The organism is Prosthecobacter fluviatilis (genome assembly GCF_055388355.1).
Genome location: NZ_AP043782.1, coordinates 5771471 through 5789489, shown reverse-complemented (window position 1 = coordinate 5789489; position 18019 = coordinate 5771471). Strand labels below are relative to the sequence as shown.

The window sequence follows — 18019 nt, the reverse complement described above, 5'->3', positions numbered from 1 at the left end:
CCCATGTCAGACCACCCTGTTTCCCTGAGCAAAAAAGCCTGGCCCTACGTCGCCACACTGAGCAGCGCCTCCGTCATGCTCCTGGCGTTTTTCATTCCCTCCATCCAGGACCAGTGGGACCGCTACCAGTCGCGCAAGGTGATCGGCCAGTACGTCGCACTCGGAGACGACTTCATGGATGAGGAGCGCTATGACATGGCCGAGAAAGCCTACGAGAAAGCGTTTGAGCTCTCCACACAGACACGCCTCGAGATCGAGATGAAGCGGCTCAAGGCGCGCGTGCACCGCATGAGCATGCTCGTCGAGTGGGGAGGCAAGCCGCCGGAAGATCTGGAGGACGTGGATTTCCAGCTCCTGCTGCACCTGCAAAAAGGAAAGGAGAACGCCAGGGAGCGCACCTACACGCTGAACAGCTACGCCTCCTACCTCGCGGGCTCCAAGAAACTGAAGGAAGCCGAAGCCGCTCTCACAGAAGCCCTGAGTCTGGAGCCGGACAGCTCCATGCTGCACCTCAACCTCGGCAATCTGCAGGATCAGGTGGGCCGAAAAGACGACGCGCTGAAGTCCTACCTCAAAGCCCTCGCGCTGGACCCCGGCAGCCTCAACGCCCTCTACAACCTGGGGCTGCTGTACGTCGAACTCGGCCGAAACGAAGACGCCAAAAAAGCCTTTGAAGCCGCGCTGAAACTCGCGCCTGACGACGCCGACACGCAGAAGCAGCTCCGGCAGGTGATGAAGAAGATGGGGGAGGCAGTGCCGTGATACCTCCTGCAATGGAGCAGGCGCTCAGGCCGTAGGTTGGGTGTGTTTGGCGAATGCAGCGCCCTCTCCCGCACTCAAGCCCCCTCCGCCAAACCGCCCGACTGCGAGGGCGTTCGCACGCCATTGCGTTTGCCGCACGCTGATGGACGGGCGGGCTGTCGCCACACCCATCCTACAACAACTTGTTCGCTTCCCGAATGGACTCGCAGAACCAAACGGATGCTTCGTTCGCCTGCAGTCTGGCTTTCAGCGGATTTTTAGCAATGTAACGCACCGTGGTCTGGTAATGCTCTGCATCACGGATGATGCGATCAAAGCTTTCATTTTGCCAGAACGGCCCCGTCCTGCCAAGGCTGCGCTGAATGCGCAGGGCAGTGAACCATTTCCAGGAACTACACACATCCTCCATTCGATACTCGCCAAGCATGCGACACAAAGCATGAACATGAGTGGGCATCACAGCATAGGCCAGCATTTCGCAGCGCTGACCTTCAAAGTAATGCAGAGCGTCAATCACCACCTGGCGATGAGAGGCTTCACGCAGCAGGCATTCTCCGTGTCCTTCGTCGAGGAGCACCTCCAGTTTGAGGAGCCGCGCGCGTTGGAATTCCTGCCAATCTGCCTGAATGGAAGCCGGCACAGAATTGGCATGCGCAGCTATTCTTTGCCGCCACGTTTCGTCTTCACGCTGCATTTCTGAGAGGATGACCTGAGGGATTGAGTCAGCGAGTCGGAAGGTGACAAAATAGGCTGCACCGGGCAGCCTCCAATGAGGGAGATGCCGCGCGTAGGACGTAAAATCGTCACACGGCATGGAACTGCCGGGATCAAAGCCTGAGAAATCTCGTGGCAAAGGAATCACTGAGGGAATGGACCATGGCATGGCCAAAAATTGCGTTTTCATTCACGAACGCAAGCCGCTCCGGCCGTAGGTTGGGTGTGTTTGGCGAATGCAGCGCCCTCTCCCGCACTCAAGCCCCCTCCGCCAAACCGCCCGACTGCGAGGGCGTTCGCACGCCATTGCGTTTGCCGTACGCTGATGGACGGGCGGGCTGTCGCCACACCCATCCTACGATCCTATGCGTTGCCCGCAGGATCAGGAAGTAGAGACGCCCCCCGTCACGTCGCCGCCACCCAGCGCTGCCAGAGGCGCAGCAGCGGCGTGAGCACCACAAAGCCCAGCGCCAGCAGAGGCGAGACGTTTGCAATCGCCAGCGCGTCCACCACGACGATGCCCGCGAGCAGCCAGCCCACGGCCTTGCCAATCGCGGGGCCGCCTTTGCGCATCGTGTGCGTGGCATACGCCACCAGCAGGGCAAACACGCCCAGAACACCCACCTGCACCGGGCTGCCACCCGCCGCAGAAAACCGCATGGCACACACGACCGCCGGTGTGTAGAGCAGCGCAAAGGCCAGCAGAGCCGCAGGCACGGGCATGGCGTCGTCCTTGTGCTCCAGCCTGGCCGCCACGGTGATGCCCACGATGTAGCAGCCCAGGGCGATGGCAAAGGGCATGGCCAGCATGGCCCCCGCGGAAAGGAAGCCGGTCTCGTAGTGCCACTGCGCTCCGAAAAAGGAGACCGCCCCCTTCTGGCTCACCACCTGCAGCGGAGCCACGGTGGACGCCGCGACCAGGTAGAGCAGCAGACGGCATGCCCCCATGACGACGACCGAGCCCGCCCAGCGCTTGTGGTACAGATCATAAAACACCACCGCCCCCAGCAGCAGCCCCACAAGCTGCGGATTGGCCCCATAGCCCAGCGCGATGACGCCTCCCGCAAACAGCATGCCGCAGCTCACCACCCACGCACTGCGCAGGCTCACCTTGCCGCTGGGGATGGGCCGCTCCGGCCTGTGCTCCGCGTCAAATTTGGCATCTGCCGCATCATTCAAAATCATGCCGCCCGTGTAGATCAGCGAACCGGCCACCAGCATCCACACCAAACGCAGATCCGTAAGCTCCCCGCGCGCCAGCAGCCATGCAGCAGTGACATTGGTCCAGACAGTCGGGAGATTGGAAATACGAGCGAGATGAAGCCAGGGGCGCATGCCTCCAGTCTTCCGACACTCAAGGCCGGTGTCGAACGGTTATTTCACAGAGCGAATTTGTGGCAGGATTGTCTTCGTGAGAGCATCCTGCGCAGTTCGCAGGATGGGTGTGGCGACAGCCCGCCCGTCCATCAGCGTGCGGCAAACGCAACGGCGTGCGAACACCCTCGCAGTCGGGCGGTTTGGCGAAGAGGCCTGCGCGTGATTGCGAGATCACCGGAAAGCCTGGCGGGCTGTGCGGAGTGCGTTTCGTTACTTCAGCATGCTCCGCACAAACGGCAGCATGGAGGAGTACAGCGTGCTGCCATGAAAGCGGGAGAGCAGCTCGCTCACGAGATCGGCGTCCGTGTCCACGTCTGCGGGCAGCAGGTCTTCGCGGCTGTGGTCGCCGCAGGTCAGGCTCACACGCACAAAGCAGGACTCGCAGTCGCGCCGCACCTCTCCGCGTATCCCCCCGCCCTCCAGCACCAGCTCCTGCAGCGCAGGGCCGCTTTCCTTCTCGGTGAGCTGCACGCTCAGCTCCGCCTTCAGCCGCTGGTTGATCCATGCGGCGAGCAGCAGCGCCGTGGTGCGCTGGCCTTTCTGGTGCGTGATGCGGATGGTCTCCAGCTTGGAGAGATTCTGGCAGGTGGGCGCATCCTGAAAGCAGGCCGCCAGCGCCGTGCGCATGAAGTGGGAGCGCGTCCACGCCAGGTCACGCACATTGAAGCCGCCCGTCTCGGCATTCAGCGCCGCCAGCAGCACGTCAAACTGCGGGCCGGGGTCCGCCCAGCGCGAGCTGTCGATGATGAGGGTGTCGATGCGGCTGTAGAGCCGCTCTTCGAAATGCTTGGACAGCTCCGCCTGCCACCAGACGACGAGCGGCAGATCGGAGTCCAGGTGGGCAAAGACGATGTTCTGCACCTGCGCGGCATCTCCGCCCTCCAGCAGAAAGCTGATCTGCTCGCTGCACACCACCTGCTTTCCCTGGTAGGGGCGGCACAGCGCCTGGATCCACGCCCGGGCACGCGGCTGCGCACCGGGCAGGGCCAGGATGAGCAGCGCGCGGCAGGCATGCTGCGCCGCCACGTCATCCAGCAGCTCGTTGTCCGCCATGAGCTGGCAGCTGTCCTCGGTGTAGATCGCCAGATTGATGAGCGACGCACGCGTCTTGGCCTCATCCCCTTCCCACAGTTTTTTCAAGGCGCGGTCAATGCCCGCGATGGGCGTTTCGAGCCCCAGGCGGTCGAGGTCAGAGTCGTTGAGAGTGGTTGCAGGCATGGTTGGTTTCCTTTCCTCTTACAGCAGCCGCCACTCGCGCCCGTCCGCACGCAGCAGGTCGTCCGCTTCCTTCGGCCCCCAGCTTCCGGCGGGGTATTCGTGCATGGGCGGCGGCGTGTCGGATTTGTGCCAGGCTTTCTCGATTTCATCGATGAACTTCCAGGCGTTTTCCACTTCGTCACGCCGGGCAAAGAGCGTGGCGTCTCCCGCCATGGCGTCCAGCAGCAGGCGCTCGTAGGCCTCCGGGCTGGCCTTGCCAAAGCTCGATGAGTAACGGAAGTCCATCTTCACCTGCTGGATGCTCATGGCCTGCCCCGGCTGCTTGCAGAGGATGCGCAGCGCGATGCCTTCGTCCGGCTGAATGCGGATGACGAGGGTGTTCTCGCTGTTCTTCAGCATCGCGGAGGTGGCAAAGGGCACCTGCGGCGGCTTCTTGAAATGCACGCTGATCTCCGTGGCCTTCTTCGGCAGCTGCTTGCCCACACGAATGTAAAAGGGCACCCCCTGCCAGCGCCAGGTGTCGATCATGAGGCGCAGCGCCACATACGGCTCCGTCTGGGACTCAGGATTCACCCGGTCCTCCTGCCGGTAGCCCACGCGTGGCACACCGTCTACGCTGCCAGCGGTGTATTGCGCACGGATGACGTTTTTGCCCACGGCCTCCGGCCCCACCAGCGGGCGCAGCGCGCGGATCACCTTCACCTTTTCATCGCGCACACTGTCCGCGCTGAGGTCTGTCGGCGGCTCCATGGCCACCAGCGTGAGGAGCTGGAAGAGGTGGTTCTGCACCATGTCGCGCAGCGCGCCGGCGGTGTCGTAGTAGCCGCCGCGTCCGCCCTCCATGCCCAGGTTTTCCGCGCAGGTGATCTGCACGTGGTCGATGTAGCGGCTGTTCCAGTTCGGCTCAAAAATGGAGTTGGCAAAGCGCAGCACCATGATGTTTTGCGCGGTCTCCTTGCCCAGATAGTGGTCGATGCGGTAGGTGTCCTTTTCCGCGAAGGTGGCGGCGACCACCGAGTTCAGGCCCTGCGCCGTGGCGAGGTCTTTGCCAAAGGGCTTCTCGCACACCACACGCGCCCACTTGCCCTTTGCCCCCTGGTTCAGCCCGGCGGCACGGATCATTTCCAGGATGGGCTTGAAGGCCTCCGGCGCGGAGGCCAGATAGAAGAGGCGGTTGGCAGGCGTGCCGCGCTCCGCATCAAACTGGTCCAGCAGTTTCGCCAGCGACTTGTAGCCTTCGAGGTCTTCGAACTCGCTGCGGTGGTAATGGATGCACTGGGAAAAGCTCTTCCACAGCTCGTCATTGTGCCCCTGGCGGCTGTTCTTGCGGTTCCCCTCCTCCAGCTCCGCGCGGAAGACCTCGTCCGTCTTGTCACGCCGGGCAAAGCCCACCACCTTGAACTGCGGCGGCAGGTCGCCCGCAGCGGCGATGTTGTAGATGGCGGGGATCAGCTTGCGGTGGGTGAGATCGCCGGTGGCACCAAAGATGACCACGGAGCAGGGTTCCGCACGGTGGCGGGAGAGCAGAGTCTCTTGAAAGGGATTATCCAGTTCGGGCATGGCTTTAAAGCATGGACTACGCCACAAACGCGGCGCAGGACTGCCAGACTAACCCACCCCCCTGTGATGGCAACTGACGATGCCGCCGCCCGGCACCCAAATGGATGAAATCACTTCATGGATGCCATGAATCAGCCCAAGTGCCGGATATGGGGGTACCCCGCTAAAAAACGGCATCTCTTTCGCCAATTTTCTCTACGTATGTTGAGCCTCAAAGGTTTGACAGCACGTCTCAACCGCTGACAGTCACAGGGCAATGAGCAAACCGGCACCAGAACCAGACATTCCGATTCCGGAGGACGTCAAAAAAGACAAAGGCTTGTGGGAGAAAACCCGCAAAAGCCTCATCGAGCGTCTCAACAACTGGGAGGATCAGAAGACCTGGAACGAGTTTTACCAGACTTACTGGCGCCTCATCTTCAGCGTCGGCACCAAGGCCGGCCTGACCCGTGAGGAGGCATTCGACGTGGTGCAGGAAACGGTCATCGCCATCGCACGCCAGGTGCAGAAAGGCCAGTACGACCCACGTGCCGGCTCCTTCAAGGCCTGGCTGCTGCAGATGACGCGCTGGCGCATCCTCGACGTCTTCCGCGCCCGCAAGCGCCAGCCCTCCCTCGCCGACCAGGGCAATGCCGACACCGAGGACACCAGCGGCCAGGTCATCGACCGCCTCTCCCAGGACAAGGACAACCTGCTCGAAAACATCTGGGACCGCGAGTGGCGGGACAACATCACCGCCGCCGCTCTGGAACGTGTGAAAGCCAAGGTCTCCCCCCGGCAGTTTCAGATTTTCGACTGCTATGTGATGAAGGGCTGGGGGGTCAAGAAGACCTCCGAGGCCCTCGGAATCAACGCCGCACAGGTCTATCTGGCCAAGCACCGCGTCGGAGCCCTGGTAAAGAAAGAAGTGCAGGCGCTTGAGAATACGATGCTTTAGTGGGAGACTTCCGCGCGCTGGCTCGTGCGTGCCGGCAGCCACCGCCCTCCCACACCTGCTTCATGAGCGACTCCGCCGCCCAGCCTGCCGACCATACGCCTCCACACGGGAGTGCGCGTGAGGCAGACGCCCTGCACGCCGAACGTCATCCCCTCTACCAAGGCGATCCGGCAGACGGTCTCTCAGCGCAGGATGAAGCCGCACTCTCAGCCGATTCCTTTGAGCTGGAGCTGCCCGCACCGCCCATCGCCGTGCCGACCGCGCGCGACAAGGTCAAGAGCCGTGACAAAAACGGCCCGCCCTCCCACCGGGATGACATCGTCATCCCCGACTACACGCTGCTCAAGCGCATCGGCTCCGGCGCCTATGGCGAAGTCTGGCTGGCGCAGAGCGTCACCGGCGCGCTGCGTGCGGTCAAGATCGTCTGGCGTGAGGACTTTGAGCTCACCCGCACCTTCCACCGCGAGTTTCAGGGCATCCAGCAGTTTGAGCCCATCTCCCGCGGCCACCCCTGCCTCGTGCACATCCTGCACGTGGGCTGGAACGAGCCGCGCGGCTTTTACTACTGCGTCATGGAGCTGGCGGACGACGCCGAGGACGGCGCGCACATCAGCGATGTGAAGACCTACGTGCCGCGCACGCTCACCACGGACATGAAGCGCCACGGCAGGCTGGACCCCTTCTTCTGCCGGGACGCAGGCGTGTACATGGCCGATGCGCTGCACTACATGCACAACCACGGGCTCACGCACCGCGACATCAAGCCCTCCAACATCATCTTCGTCGGCGGCGTCTGCAAGCTGGCGGACATCGGGCTCGTGGCCGCGTTTGGAGAGCGCACCTTTGTGGGCACGGAGGGCTTTGTGCCCCCGGAAGGCCCCGGCACCCCGCAGGCAGACATCTACAGCCTGGGCAAGGTGCTCTATGAGATGAGCAGCGGCAAAGACCGCATGGAATTCCCCGAAGTCCCCGACAACCTCTCCGACGAGGAGTGGCCTTTCTGGGTGGACCTCAACCGCGTGATCTGCCAGGCCTGCGAGGCCGACCTGACCCGGCGCTTTGCCAATGCCTCCGATTTTGCCGAGGCGCTGCAGCAGGTCGGCGGCGTCAGGCCCGAGAGCTTTGTGCGCCGCTTCAGCCGTGCGGCCACCCTCACCACCCTGGCCTCCTTCCTCGTGGCGGGCAGCTGGGTCATGGGCAGGCACCAGCTGGAGTGGAGCTACGAAATCCCCGCGCCGGTGAAGCCCCTGCCCGTGCTGCCCGCACGCCCGCAGACACCCACCCCCGGCAAGCCGTGGCAAAACTGGCGCAAGCAATGGTTCACCTACAAGCAGGACCGCCACGTGGCCGACCTGCCGCTGGACGGAGACCTCTTTGGCAAATTCCTCGGAGACAGCCGCGCCGCCGCCTACGAGGTGGTCCCCAGCCTGCTCCCGGACAAGAGCGTGCTGCCCGCAGCCCTCATCGCCGCAGAGGACGCAGACGCCTTCTGCGCCTGGATGACCGCCGAGGACCGCCGCACCGGCCGCCTGGACCCTGACCACGAGTACGCCTGGCGCGCCATCAGCCTGCCCCCCACCTTCAGCACCTCCAAGCCCAAGCCCGGGCACAGCGCCATACGCTGTGAAATCGTCAGCGTGAAGTTCGGCAGCCTCAACATCGCCAGCACGCCCGCAGGCGCGGAGGTCCTGGACGGCGATCGCCTCATGGGCCGCACCCCGCTCTCCCTGCCCAAGGTGCGCGCAGACAGCTTCAGCTACGAGATCGTCCTCCCCGGTTACAAGCCTGAAACCGCCTCCGGCAAGCTCAAGCAGGGCCAGAGCATCAGCTTCAACCTGCGTCTCAAAGCCACCGGCTCCGTGGTGTTTGGCAAGGCCTGGCAAAACAGCCTCGGCATCAAATTCGTGCCCCTCGGCAAGGCCATGCTGGCCACCATTGAGACGCGCCGCAAAGACTTCGACGAATTTGCCAAGGCCACCAACCAGCCTCCGGTGGACGGCCGCGTGCTGAATGCAGACCCCGACCTGCCCGTCAGCATGGTGAACCGCTCCGAAGCCGAGCAGTTCTGCCGCTGGCTGACCGACCGCGAACGCGCCCAGGGCCTGCTGGAGCCGGACCAGGAGTACCGCCTGCCCAGCGATGACGAGTGGAGCATGGCCGCCTACCTTTCCCGTGAGATCGGCAGCACCCCGGCCGAGCGCAGCCTGCGCATCGAAGGCATCTACCCCTGGGGCTTCATCTGGCCGCCGCCCGCCAAGTCCGGCAACTTCCTCGACAAAAGCGCGGACAAAACCGGCAAGCAGGCCATCCCCAAATACGAAGACGGCTTTGCCGGCCCCGCCCCGGTGGGCTCCTTCCGCGCAGACGGCCGCGGCCTGCATGACCTCTCCGGCAATCTCTGGGAATGGGTCTCCGACTCCTGGAACGCCATGCCCGACCAGGGCGTGCTGCGCGGTGGTGCCTACACCACGGCAGAGCGCCAGGAGCTCCTGGCCTCCTACCGCCGCCACGCCACGGCCGCAGACCGTTACCCAGATGCAGGCTTCCGCCTCCTGCTCTGGAACATCGGCCAGATGGCCCGTGAGGATGAAGACTGATGCCGCAACTTTTGCGGGAATACGCAATCTTTGGCCGTCCTCTCACGTATCAGCAGCAACCCAACGCCCATGAAACTTCGTATCGCTCTCGTCCCCCTCCTCGCTGCCGCCTTCTTCATCGCCCAGGCCGAGGACAAACCCGCCGCCGATTCCAAGACCATGCCCAAGCCCGAAATCGTGAAGTCTGAAGACGACTGGAAAAAAATGCTCACACCCGAGCAGTTTCAGGTGACCCGCATGCGCGGCACCGAGCGCCCCAATGGCGCCATCTACCACGAGTTTGAGGCGCAGGGAGAGGGCACCTACTACTGCGTCTGCTGCGGCGCCGAGCTCTTCACCTCCAAGGAAAAATTTCACTCCGGCTGCGGCTGGCCCTCCTTTTACGACACCTCCAAGGCCAAGGGCGTGCTCGAAAAGGTGGACAACAGCCACGGCATGCACCGCGTCGAAACCGTCTGCAAACGCTGCGACGCCCACCTCGGCCACGTCTTTGAAGGCGAAGGCTTCAAAACCCCCACCGACCGCCGCTTCTGCATCAACGGCATCGCCCTGAAATTCGTCCCCAAAGGCGGCGAAGCCCCCAAGCTCCTCGAAGTGAACTCCGCCGCCGTGCAGGAGAAAAAAGGCGAAGTGGCCAAGGAAGGCGGCGTGGAGAAGAAGTAAGTACGACAGGCATTGCCTCGCTTTGCTCGCCCTACGGGCAGCCTGCGGCTGGCTACCTTCGCTGCGCTTCGGTTCCTGTCTGTCGGTCAGCGCTCCGCCTCTCCTCGATCACCACCAAGCCCCCACGCTCCGCCAGCCGAGTCTAACGCAGCCCGTCGCGCCTGAGGCGGGCTGGAGGAGGCAGAGCTTGCGTGAGCGCACATCGACAGGCAGGAGTGCCTGTCGTACTTCCGGCAGCCTCACATCTTCCCCGTCTTCACATACTCAATGATCTTGCGGTCATCGTCCCCGGCGGCCCAGGTCACGCGCAGGAAATCAGCCGGGTGCAGCTTGTGCTGCTCAAAGAAGGCACGGTCGCCACCGCAGCCATACATGGTGTCCGGGTCCATCTCCCCTTTCAGCTTGGCCCGGGCCTTCACCAGCAGGCGCGGCAGCCAGGGGATGCCATCCACCGCCGCAGGCTTGGGCGGCAGGTCGCCAGGAGGCACGGTCTTGCCGGTGCGCTGGCTCTTCTGCACCACGCGGAAGTAATCCCTGCGCACCGCCGCCACCAGCAGGCTCGTTTCCAAGGACGGCCCCTCCGCTCCGTAGCGGCAGTGGTCGTCCACAAAGTCAAAAAACTCCTGCGTCGTGTGGCCGATGCCATCCAGAAACGCCTTGTCGGCCTCCGTGAACCAGTTCACCGCCCGGGTGTCGCCACCCCGGTGCAGTTTGGCGCAGCGTTCGAAGAGTTCGCGAAAAGTCGTGTCCCAGGTCAGATCGTTCATAATGATCCTCTACGGATAACGACGACGCTTAGAGCGTCAAAAATATTCGCGCAACCATTCCGCCCCTCCGGTGGTTTACAGCACGCATGACCCTCGCTAGCATGGCGATCACACTGCCAGCCTACCTCATGCCCGAACCGGAACGGAACGCTCCCCACCACCCGCCGCAGGCAGCCGCCGACGGTGCGGAGGAGTCGTCCGACCAGGAAAGCGTACGCCTCATGCTCCGCGTGAAGGAGGGGGACGTGAAAGCCTTTGAGCGCCTCGTGGAGCTGCACCAGAACGCCGTCGTGGGCACCTGCGCCCGCATGCTCAACAACATCGACGACGCGCACGACATCGCCCAGCAGGTCTTTCTCCGCGTCTGGCGCAGCGCCCCGCGCTACGAGGTCACCGCCAAGTTCACCACCTGGCTCTTCACCATCACCCGCAACCTCGTCTTCAACGAAACCCGCCGCCGCTCCCGCCGCAAGGAGGTGAGCATCGAGCAGGAAAACGAGGACGATCCGCCCAAATACTTTGCCGACCACAGCACGCCCGGCGCCGACCACATCACCCAGCAGACGGAGCTGGAGCAGGCGCTGGACAAGGCCATCGCCGCGCTGCCGGAGAAGCAGCGCATCGCCGTCATCATGCGCCGCCACCAGGACCTGCCGTATGAGGACATTTGCAGTGTGCTGAAGATGTCTCTGCCTGCGGTGAAGAGCCTCCTCTTCCGCGCACGCACGGAGCTGCGAAAGCACCTCGCGGCGTATTTGGGGGAAGACGTGGAGTAAGCGCCTCAGTCACTTCTCAAATCAGCAATCGATTGCTCATCAATCGTCAATCACGCACGCCCAGGACACCCTGAGCCGGAAGATTGACGATTGTCGAACAATCGATTTTTGATTTCTGATTTCAGAGGCTCTCGTGTGCAAGTGCAGGCTCTGAGTCAACTCCCTGCCTTTCGCCAATCATCCACCTCTATGAGAGCACAAGCCAATGTCATCGAAGAACGCCTTGTGGACTTTGCCGTTCGCATCATCACCGTCGTGGAGGCACTGCCCGACACAAAGGCTGGGAAACACATTGCAGGACAGTTAATACGTTCCGGCACCTCACCCGCCCCCAACTACGGCGAAGCCCAAAGCGCAGAATCACGCGCTGACTTCCTCCACAAGATGAAAGTCTGCCTCAAGGAACTTCGCGAAACCCTCATCTGGCTCAAGATCATCCAGCGCAAGCCCCTCTGCTCCAAAGCACGCCTGGCTCCTATCCTTGCCGAATGCGACGAACTCATCAGCATCTTCGTCAAAAGCATTCAGACCGCCGAGCGCAACAAGAGCTCCGCCATCTGAACTTCACACTTCTAAAATCAAAAATCGATGGCTCGACAATCATCAATCCTCCGGCCTGTGAGCCATTGACGACGGCCGAGCCATCGTTTTTTGCTTCTTGAAGTTCCCCCCTGCCTCGGGCGTATTCTCCGTCCCACCGCATGAAACTCTTCCTGCTCGCCCTTTTCACGCCAGCGCTTCTCCTCGCCGCGCCGAAGCCGCTCTTCCAGTCCAAGCTCATCTCCAATGCCACGCCGAATCACAGCGTGGACATTGATGTCTCGCTGGAAGGGGCCAAGGAGATGTATCTCGTCGTCACCGATGGCGGCAACGGTTTCGCCGCCGACTGGGCGGACTGGGCCGAGCCACGCCTCATTCTCGCCGATGGCAGCGAGAAGAAACTCACCGAGGTGGAATGGAAAGCCGCGCAGAGCGGCTGGGGCAATGTGCGCGTGAATGCCAGTGCTGGCGGCAGCGAGCTGCGCAGCGCGGGCAAGGCCATCGACTACGGCATCGGCACACATGCGAACAGCGTCATCGCTTTCAACCTGCCCGCCGGAGCCAAACGCTTCAAGGCACGCGGCGCGCTGGATGAAGGCGGCACCAAGCAGGGCGGAGACAGCGTGGAGTTCCGCGTGTACACCGAAAACCCCGGCCCGATCGTCGCCAGCGACAACGCTTCTCACGATCCTGAAACCGCCGTCGATTCCCTCGATGTGCATCCCGAGCTCAAGGTGCAGCTCTTTGCCAGCGAGCCCATGATGGCCAGCCCCTCCAGCATCGACATCGACGCACGCGGCCGCGTGTGGGTCTGCGAGGTGGTGAACTACCGCAAGCACCTCGGCGAGCGCGCCGAGGGCGACCGCATCCTCATCCTCGAAGACACCGACGGCGACGCCAAGGCCGACAAGTCCACCGTCTTCCACCAAGGCCATGATGTGGACAGCGCCCACGGCATCTGCGTGCTCGGCAACAAAGCCCTCATCTCCTGTGGCGACGACGTCTTCTGGCTCATCGACGACAACGACGATGGTAAAGCCGACCGCAAGGAACTCATGTTCACCAAGATCGGCGGCGCGCAGCATGACCACGGCATCCACGCCTTCCACTTCGGTCCCGATGGCCGCCTCTACTTCAACTTTGGCAACGCCGGCAAGCAGCTCTGCGACAAAGACGGCAATCTCATCACCGACATCCACGGCATCAAATGCACCAACCAGAACAACCGCCCCTACCAGCAGGGCATGGTCTTCCGCTGCGAACTTGACGGCAGCAATGTCGAAGTCCTCGCCTGGAACTTCCGCAACAACTGGGAAGTCGCCGTCGATAGCTACGGCACGATGTGGCAGTCCGACAACGACGACGACGGCAACAAGGGCGTGCGCATCAACTACGTCATGGAGTTCGGCAACTACGGCTACTCCGACGAAATGACCGGCGCTGGCTGGCAGACCCCGCGCATCGGCTGGGAAAGCGAAATCCCCCTGCGCCACTGGCATCAAAACGATCCGGGCGTCATCCCCAACATGCTGCAAACCGGTGCCGGCAGCCCCACCGGCATGCAGGTGTATGAAGGCGATCTCCTCCCCAGCATCTTCCACGGCCAGCCCATCCATTGCGATGCCGGACCCAACGTCGTGCGTGCCTACATCACCCAGCCCGACGGCGCAGGCTACAAGGCCGAGATCGTCAACATCCTCGAAGGCACCAAGGACCGCTGGTTCCGTCCCAGCGACGTCGCCATCGCCCCCGATGGCTCCTTGATCGTTGCCGATTGGTACGATCCCGGCGTGGGTGGACATGGGATGGGAGACACGACGCGCGGGAGGTTGTTTCGCGTGACGACGAAGGCGGCTGAGAAGTATCAGACTCCGAGCTTCAAGCTTGATACAGTCGAGGGTGCCGTGGCTGCATTGAAGTCATCGAATGAAGATCAGCGGTATCTGGCCTGGCTGACACTCAACAAATTCGACTCCAAGGCCATCCCCGCCCTCAACAAACTTCTGGCTGACACCAAGGCGGAGCCGCAGCACCGCGCACGAGCCCTGTGGGCTCTGGCTCGCTTTTCCGAAGTCGAGGCCGCTGCCGAACCACCCAGCGACCTCAAATTCGCCCTTCCAGCCTACCTTCAATCCGCCCTCACCGACACCGATCCCAATCTCCGCATCACCGCCATCCGCGCCGCCCGCATGCTCTGGCAGCAGAAGCAGCCGGAGAGATTGCGCGATGATGTCGTCGCGAAGATCGTTGCAGACAAAGACGCTGCGGTGCGCCGTGAGGCAGCGCTTGCCATGCGTTTTGATGGTTCAGATCAGGCGAATGCTCTCTGGAAAGATCTCGCCCGCACAACAGACGATAAAGACCGCTGGGGCTTGGAAGCTTGGGGCATCGCTCAAGATCTTTATTCCGTTCAGCGCTGGGCGGCTCTCAAAAATAACCCCGATGTCAAAATCACTGACTTGGAGAACTGGCGCGGTGCCCTGCACAATCCTGGTCTGGCTCTATCAGCGGGTTTCCACAACGGCATGTCCAAAGACAAACTGAGCGGGCTCCGCTCCCTCCAGCTCCTCTCCCACCAGCACCCCAAAGAAGTCTCCGCCGCCGCCCTCACCATCTTCCTCAAGGCCGATGCAGACACCGCCCTCGCCTCCACCGCGCTGCTCGACCGCAACACCATCGCCTCCAATCCCGAGGCCAAAGCCCGTCTCGACTCCCTGCTGAAGCCCGTCATCGGCAAGCCGGAATTCATCTCCCTGGTGGAGCGCCTCAACCTCACCGGCTTCGAGAAGGAGCTGCTGGATTACATCGTCGCCAATCCGAATGCGCCGGAGTCGGTGAATGCGGCGCGGCTCATCGCGATGAACCGGGATGGCGCGCTGCGTTTCCTCAAGACCGCCGATCCTGCTGCGGCCAAGACACTCGTCACCGCCCTGGGACGCGTGAGCGACCGCGCCTCGGTGGCCGTTTTGAACCAGGCCTTCTGGCAGGAGAAAGACCTGAGCGTACGCCATGCCATCATCGACTCCCTTGCGCTCAGCGGCGAAGGCGGACGCAACATCCTGCGCTGGCACAGCGAGGGCAAACTGCCTGCCGAATTCAAAGACCAGGCCGCGCTGGCGCTCAGCCGCAGCACCGATGCCGGGCTGCGCAGCGAGGCCGCCACAGCTCTGCCACTCCCTGCCGCACAGGGTTTGGAAAACTTCCCCAAGCTGCCCGAACTCGTTAAGCTCAAAGGCGATGCCGCCAAGGGCCCGCAGATGTTCATGCAGGCCGGGTGCATCGCCTGCCACCGCGTCAAAGGCCAGTACATCGACTTCGGCCCCGACCTCTCGCAGATCGGTGCCAAGCTCTCCGCCGAAGGCCTCTTCACCGCCATCCTGTATCCCAGCGCCGCCATCGAGCACAGCTTCGTCGGTCAGCAGATCACCACCAAGGAAGGCCAGACCGTCACCGGCTATCCCATCAGCGAGACAGATGCAGAGCTGACCCTGCGCATCGCGGGCGGAGCTGCCACGCCGGTCAAGAAGACCAGCATCACCAAAAAGGAGGAACTGAAACTCTCCCTCATGCCGCCCGGCCTCGCCGGAGCCATCGGCCCCCAGGGGCTCGCTGATCTCGTGGCGTGGCTGCAGACGCTGAAGTAGGCACGACAGGCACTCCTGCCTGTCGATCAGCGCTCACGCAGGCTCTGCAGTCACCGAATCGAAAATCATCGTCTCCACTCCCTCAAGGCTCCGCCAGCAGGTCAGGACCACAAACCGGCACAACCCCGCAGCGACGGGTGTGCGGATGCACTCACCCTCACACCAGCCTGGGGAGGCGCGTGAGCATTGGTGTGTTTGCGGTGCCGCTGGCCGACAGACAGGAGAGCCGAGGCTTGGCGAGACAGGCGTAGCCAATCTGTCGTACTTCAAAGCCCTGAAACTTCTTCCCTCCCCCGCCGTTTCAGCCGCAACCATGCGCCTGCTCCTTCCACTCCTCCTCGCCATCGCCCTGCCGCTGCACGCCCAGAAGGCGGGCAAAAACAAGCCTCTCATCAAGCTGACCGATGCCGAAGTCACGACCAAGGACATCGTCTATAAAACCACGCCGCAGGGCGAGCTGAAGCTGCATGTCTTCTCCCCCAAAGGCGAGGTGCAGGCAGCAGTGCTGCGGCCCTGCGCGGTGTTTTTCTTCGGCGGCGGCTGGAAGAGCGGCTCGTATCTGCAATTTGTCCCGCAGGCGGAATACCTGGCCAGCCGTGGCATCGTGGCCATCAGCGCGGATTACCGCATTCTCAATGTCCACAAGACGACTCCCGACAAGGCGGTGGAAGATGCCAAAAGCGCCATCCGCTGGGTACGCGGCCATGCCACGGAGCTGGGCATCGATCCCGCCAAGATCATCGCGGGCGGCGGCTCCGCTGGCGGGCACCTCGCAGCCTGCACGGCGCTGGCCTTAGCCTACGATGCGGAGTCCGACGACAAAAGCATCTCCGCCAAGCCGAACGCCATGGTGCTGTTCAATCCGGCCATGAACATCGCCACCCTCTTCAAGCAGCGCACCACGGGCGAAGGCCCGATGACGTTGGAAATGGCGGAGGCCATCACGCCCAACAGCTTTGTCAGCAAGGAGACCCCGCCCGCCATCCTCTTCTTTGGCACGGCGGACAAGCTCAAGGAAGGCGGCGATGAGTATGTGAAGAAAGCCGCCGCACTGGGCCTGCGCGCCGAGATGTGGACGGCAGCGGACATGCCGCACGGCTTTTTCAACAAGGAGCCGTGGATTCAGGTGACGGCGAAGAAGATGGACGAATTCCTCACCTCCCTCGGCTACCTGGGTGGAGAGCCCACGATCAAACTGCCAGAAAACGCGCCCTCATTGAAGCACGAGAACTGATTAAAAAAACCGCGCGAGCAGCGTTTCTTCCACGCATGCTTACTGAATCTTCCCGCGCCGCCGATTTCCCCAGCCTCAAAGGCATCCATTACCTGAACACCGCCGCCGAGAGCATCCCGCCGCTCTGCGTGAATGAGGCCGTGGCGGAGTACATGCACCACAAGTCGCTCGGCATGCGCGGGCGCGATTTCCATTTCCCGCGTGTGGAGGACTGCCGCGAGATCACCGCCCGGCACCTCGGCCTCAGCACGGATGAAGTCTCCTTCTGCTCCTGCAGTTCCGAAGCCTACAACCTCCTCGCCAACGCGCTGCAGCTGACGCCGAAGGACGAAGTCATCGTCACGGATCTCGATTTTCCGGCGGGAGCCACGCCCTGGCTCACCGCGCCGGAGGCTTCACGCCCCGTCACACGCCTTTGGAAAAATCGTGAAGGTGCCTTGGACCTCACCGATCTCGCCGCGCTGCTCAATGACCACACCGCGCTCGTGCAGGTGAGCCTCGTCAGCTTCTACAACGGCCACCGCATCCCCTTCGCTCCGCTGCGCGACATGATCCGCAAGCTCGCGCCGCAGGCGGTCATCGCCGTCGATGTGACTCAGGCGCTGGGCCGTGTCGCACTCGACTGCCAGGACGCCGACATCATGATTTCCAGCACGCACAAATGGACCCTCGGCATCCATGGCGGCGGCGTCATCGGCATCCCGAAAAAATCCGCCGCACGCCTCACCACCAGCGCGGGCGGGTGGTACCACATCGCCAACGCCTTTGATGCCGATCGCTTTGAAAGCGCCCGCATCAAGCCCGGCGCGCTCAGCTTCTCCGTCGGCATGCCCAGCTTTGCCGCGCTGTATGCCTTGAATGCCTCGCTGCGCTATCTTGAGGCAGTCGGCATGGACAAGATCATCGCACATGCAGATCCGCTCGTCGCCCGCGTGCATGCGGGATTGAAGGAGCTGGGCCTCACCGCGCTCAGCGCCGCGCAGCCCGGCTGCTCCAGCGGCATCGTCGCCTTCAAGCACGAAAACACCGCCGCCATCAATGACGCCCTGCTGGCGCAAAACATCCACGTCATGCATCAGGTGGGGCGCATTCGCATTGCCGTGCATGGCTACACCACCGCCGAGGACATCGAGAAGCTCCTGGCCACGCTGCGCAGCGCCCTGAAGTAGCACGGGCAATCCTGCCCGTGAAGAAGGCGTTCAGCAGCGGGCAAAATTGCCCTCGCTACTG

14 protein-coding genes are annotated in these 18019 nt (G+C 62.8%); 9 read left to right on the top strand and 5 right to left on the bottom strand.

Features of this window, described 5'->3' with window-relative positions:
- Positions 1–3 precede the first annotated feature (3 nt).
- Entirely contained in the window at positions 4–762 is a 759-nt protein-coding gene (locus tag ACZ5WW_RS22655; protein ID WP_377163182.1) for a tetratricopeptide repeat protein, read from the top strand.
- A gap of 172 nt (positions 763–934) precedes the next feature.
- Here ACZ5WW_RS22655 and ACZ5WW_RS22650 read toward each other — a convergent pair whose 3' ends face one another.
- The 4 genes from ACZ5WW_RS22650 to zwf all read right to left on the bottom strand — a co-directional run bounded on the left by ACZ5WW_RS22650 (position 935) and on the right by zwf (position 5631).
- On the bottom strand, positions 935–1666 hold the full coding sequence (locus tag ACZ5WW_RS22650) for a transposase (protein WP_377163180.1): 732 nt from the start codon (positions 1664–1666) through the stop codon (positions 935–937).
- A gap of 215 nt (positions 1667–1881) precedes the next feature.
- Entirely contained in the window at positions 1882–2811 is a 930-nt protein-coding gene (locus tag ACZ5WW_RS22645) for a UbiA family prenyltransferase (protein ID WP_377163178.1), read from the bottom strand.
- Positions 2812–3063: 252 nt separating this feature from the next.
- Positions 3064–4071 (bottom strand): glucose-6-phosphate dehydrogenase assembly protein OpcA, encoded by a 1008-nt coding sequence (locus ACZ5WW_RS22640; protein ID WP_377163176.1) that lies wholly within the window; start codon positions 4069–4071, stop codon positions 3064–3066.
- 18 nt (positions 4072–4089) lie between these two features.
- Positions 4090–5631: a glucose-6-phosphate dehydrogenase gene (zwf, locus tag ACZ5WW_RS22635; protein WP_377163174.1), complete on the bottom strand. Its 1542-nt coding sequence runs from the start codon at positions 5629–5631 to the stop codon at positions 4090–4092.
- Positions 5632–5887: 256 nt separating this feature from the next.
- Here zwf and ACZ5WW_RS22630 point away from each other — a divergent pair, with 256 nt between their 5' ends.
- The 3 genes from ACZ5WW_RS22630 to msrB all read left to right on the top strand — a co-directional run bounded on the left by ACZ5WW_RS22630 (position 5888) and on the right by msrB (position 9828).
- Entirely contained in the window at positions 5888–6568 is a 681-nt protein-coding gene (locus tag ACZ5WW_RS22630) for an RNA polymerase sigma factor (RefSeq protein ID WP_184340005.1), read from the top strand.
- A 62-nt stretch (positions 6569–6630) separates the two neighbouring features.
- Entirely contained in the window at positions 6631–9165 is a 2535-nt protein-coding gene (locus ACZ5WW_RS22625) for a protein kinase domain-containing protein (RefSeq protein ID WP_377163171.1), read from the top strand.
- A 69-nt stretch (positions 9166–9234) separates the two neighbouring features.
- Positions 9235–9828: a peptide-methionine (R)-S-oxide reductase MsrB gene (gene msrB / locus ACZ5WW_RS22620; RefSeq protein ID WP_377163169.1), complete on the top strand. Its 594-nt coding sequence runs from the start codon at positions 9235–9237 to the stop codon at positions 9826–9828.
- A 239-nt stretch (positions 9829–10067) separates the two neighbouring features.
- On the opposite strand, the gene ACZ5WW_RS22615 is transcribed toward msrB, so the two are convergent.
- Positions 10068–10595: a hypothetical protein gene (locus ACZ5WW_RS22615; protein WP_377163167.1), complete on the bottom strand. Its 528-nt coding sequence runs from the start codon at positions 10593–10595 to the stop codon at positions 10068–10070.
- 86 nt (positions 10596–10681) lie between these two features.
- Here ACZ5WW_RS22615 and ACZ5WW_RS22610 point away from each other — a divergent pair, with 86 nt between their 5' ends.
- The 5 genes from ACZ5WW_RS22610 (at position 10682) to ACZ5WW_RS22590 (ending at position 17958) form a co-directional block, all read left to right on the top strand.
- Entirely contained in the window at positions 10682–11371 is a 690-nt protein-coding gene (locus tag ACZ5WW_RS22610) for an RNA polymerase sigma factor (RefSeq protein ID WP_377163165.1), read from the top strand.
- A gap of 189 nt (positions 11372–11560) precedes the next feature.
- Positions 11561–11932 (top strand): four helix bundle protein, encoded by a 372-nt coding sequence (locus tag ACZ5WW_RS22605; protein WP_377163163.1) that lies wholly within the window; start codon positions 11561–11563, stop codon positions 11930–11932.
- A gap of 140 nt (positions 11933–12072) precedes the next feature.
- The gene (locus ACZ5WW_RS22600; protein ID WP_377163161.1) at positions 12073–15555 is read left to right on the top strand and encodes a PVC-type heme-binding CxxCH protein; all 3483 of its coding nucleotides are present in this window, start codon (positions 12073–12075) and stop codon (positions 15553–15555) included.
- A gap of 313 nt (positions 15556–15868) precedes the next feature.
- Complete coding sequence (locus ACZ5WW_RS22595) at positions 15869–16789, top strand: alpha/beta hydrolase (protein ID WP_377163159.1); 921 nt, start codon at positions 15869–15871, stop codon at positions 16787–16789.
- 35 nt (positions 16790–16824) lie between these two features.
- Positions 16825–17958 (top strand): aminotransferase class V-fold PLP-dependent enzyme, encoded by a 1134-nt coding sequence (locus ACZ5WW_RS22590; RefSeq protein ID WP_377163157.1) that lies wholly within the window; start codon positions 16825–16827, stop codon positions 17956–17958.
- Positions 17959–18019 lie beyond the last annotated feature (61 nt).

What these genes read in the sequence shown, in the direction of transcription:
- ACZ5WW_RS22655 (WP_377163182.1), top strand. Translation starts at nt 4, where the DNA reads ATGTCAGACCACCCTGTTTCCCTGAGCAAAAAAGCCTGGCCCTACGTC.
- ACZ5WW_RS22650 (WP_377163180.1), bottom strand. Translation starts at nt 1,666, where the DNA reads ATGAAAACGCAATTTTTGGCCATGCCATGGTCCATTCCCTCAGTGATT.
- ACZ5WW_RS22645 (WP_377163178.1), bottom strand. Translation starts at nt 2,811, where the DNA reads ATGCGCCCCTGGCTTCATCTCGCTCGTATTTCCAATCTCCCGACTGTC.
- ACZ5WW_RS22640 (WP_377163176.1), bottom strand. Translation starts at nt 4,071, where the DNA reads ATGCCTGCAACCACTCTCAACGACTCTGACCTCGACCGCCTGGGGCTC.
- zwf (WP_377163174.1), bottom strand. Translation starts at nt 5,631, where the DNA reads ATGCCCGAACTGGATAATCCCTTTCAAGAGACTCTGCTCTCCCGCCAC.
- ACZ5WW_RS22630 (WP_184340005.1), top strand. Translation starts at nt 5,888, where the DNA reads ATGAGCAAACCGGCACCAGAACCAGACATTCCGATTCCGGAGGACGTC.
- ACZ5WW_RS22625 (WP_377163171.1), top strand. Translation starts at nt 6,631, where the DNA reads ATGAGCGACTCCGCCGCCCAGCCTGCCGACCATACGCCTCCACACGGG.
- msrB (WP_377163169.1), top strand. Translation starts at nt 9,235, where the DNA reads ATGAAACTTCGTATCGCTCTCGTCCCCCTCCTCGCTGCCGCCTTCTTC.
- ACZ5WW_RS22615 (WP_377163167.1), bottom strand. Translation starts at nt 10,595, where the DNA reads ATGAACGATCTGACCTGGGACACGACTTTTCGCGAACTCTTCGAACGC.
- ACZ5WW_RS22610 (WP_377163165.1), top strand. Translation starts at nt 10,682, where the DNA reads ATGACCCTCGCTAGCATGGCGATCACACTGCCAGCCTACCTCATGCCC.
- ACZ5WW_RS22605 (WP_377163163.1), top strand. Translation starts at nt 11,561, where the DNA reads ATGAGAGCACAAGCCAATGTCATCGAAGAACGCCTTGTGGACTTTGCC.
- ACZ5WW_RS22600 (WP_377163161.1), top strand. Translation starts at nt 12,073, where the DNA reads ATGAAACTCTTCCTGCTCGCCCTTTTCACGCCAGCGCTTCTCCTCGCC.
- ACZ5WW_RS22595 (WP_377163159.1), top strand. Translation starts at nt 15,869, where the DNA reads ATGCGCCTGCTCCTTCCACTCCTCCTCGCCATCGCCCTGCCGCTGCAC.
- ACZ5WW_RS22590 (WP_377163157.1), top strand. Translation starts at nt 16,825, where the DNA reads ATGCTTACTGAATCTTCCCGCGCCGCCGATTTCCCCAGCCTCAAAGGC.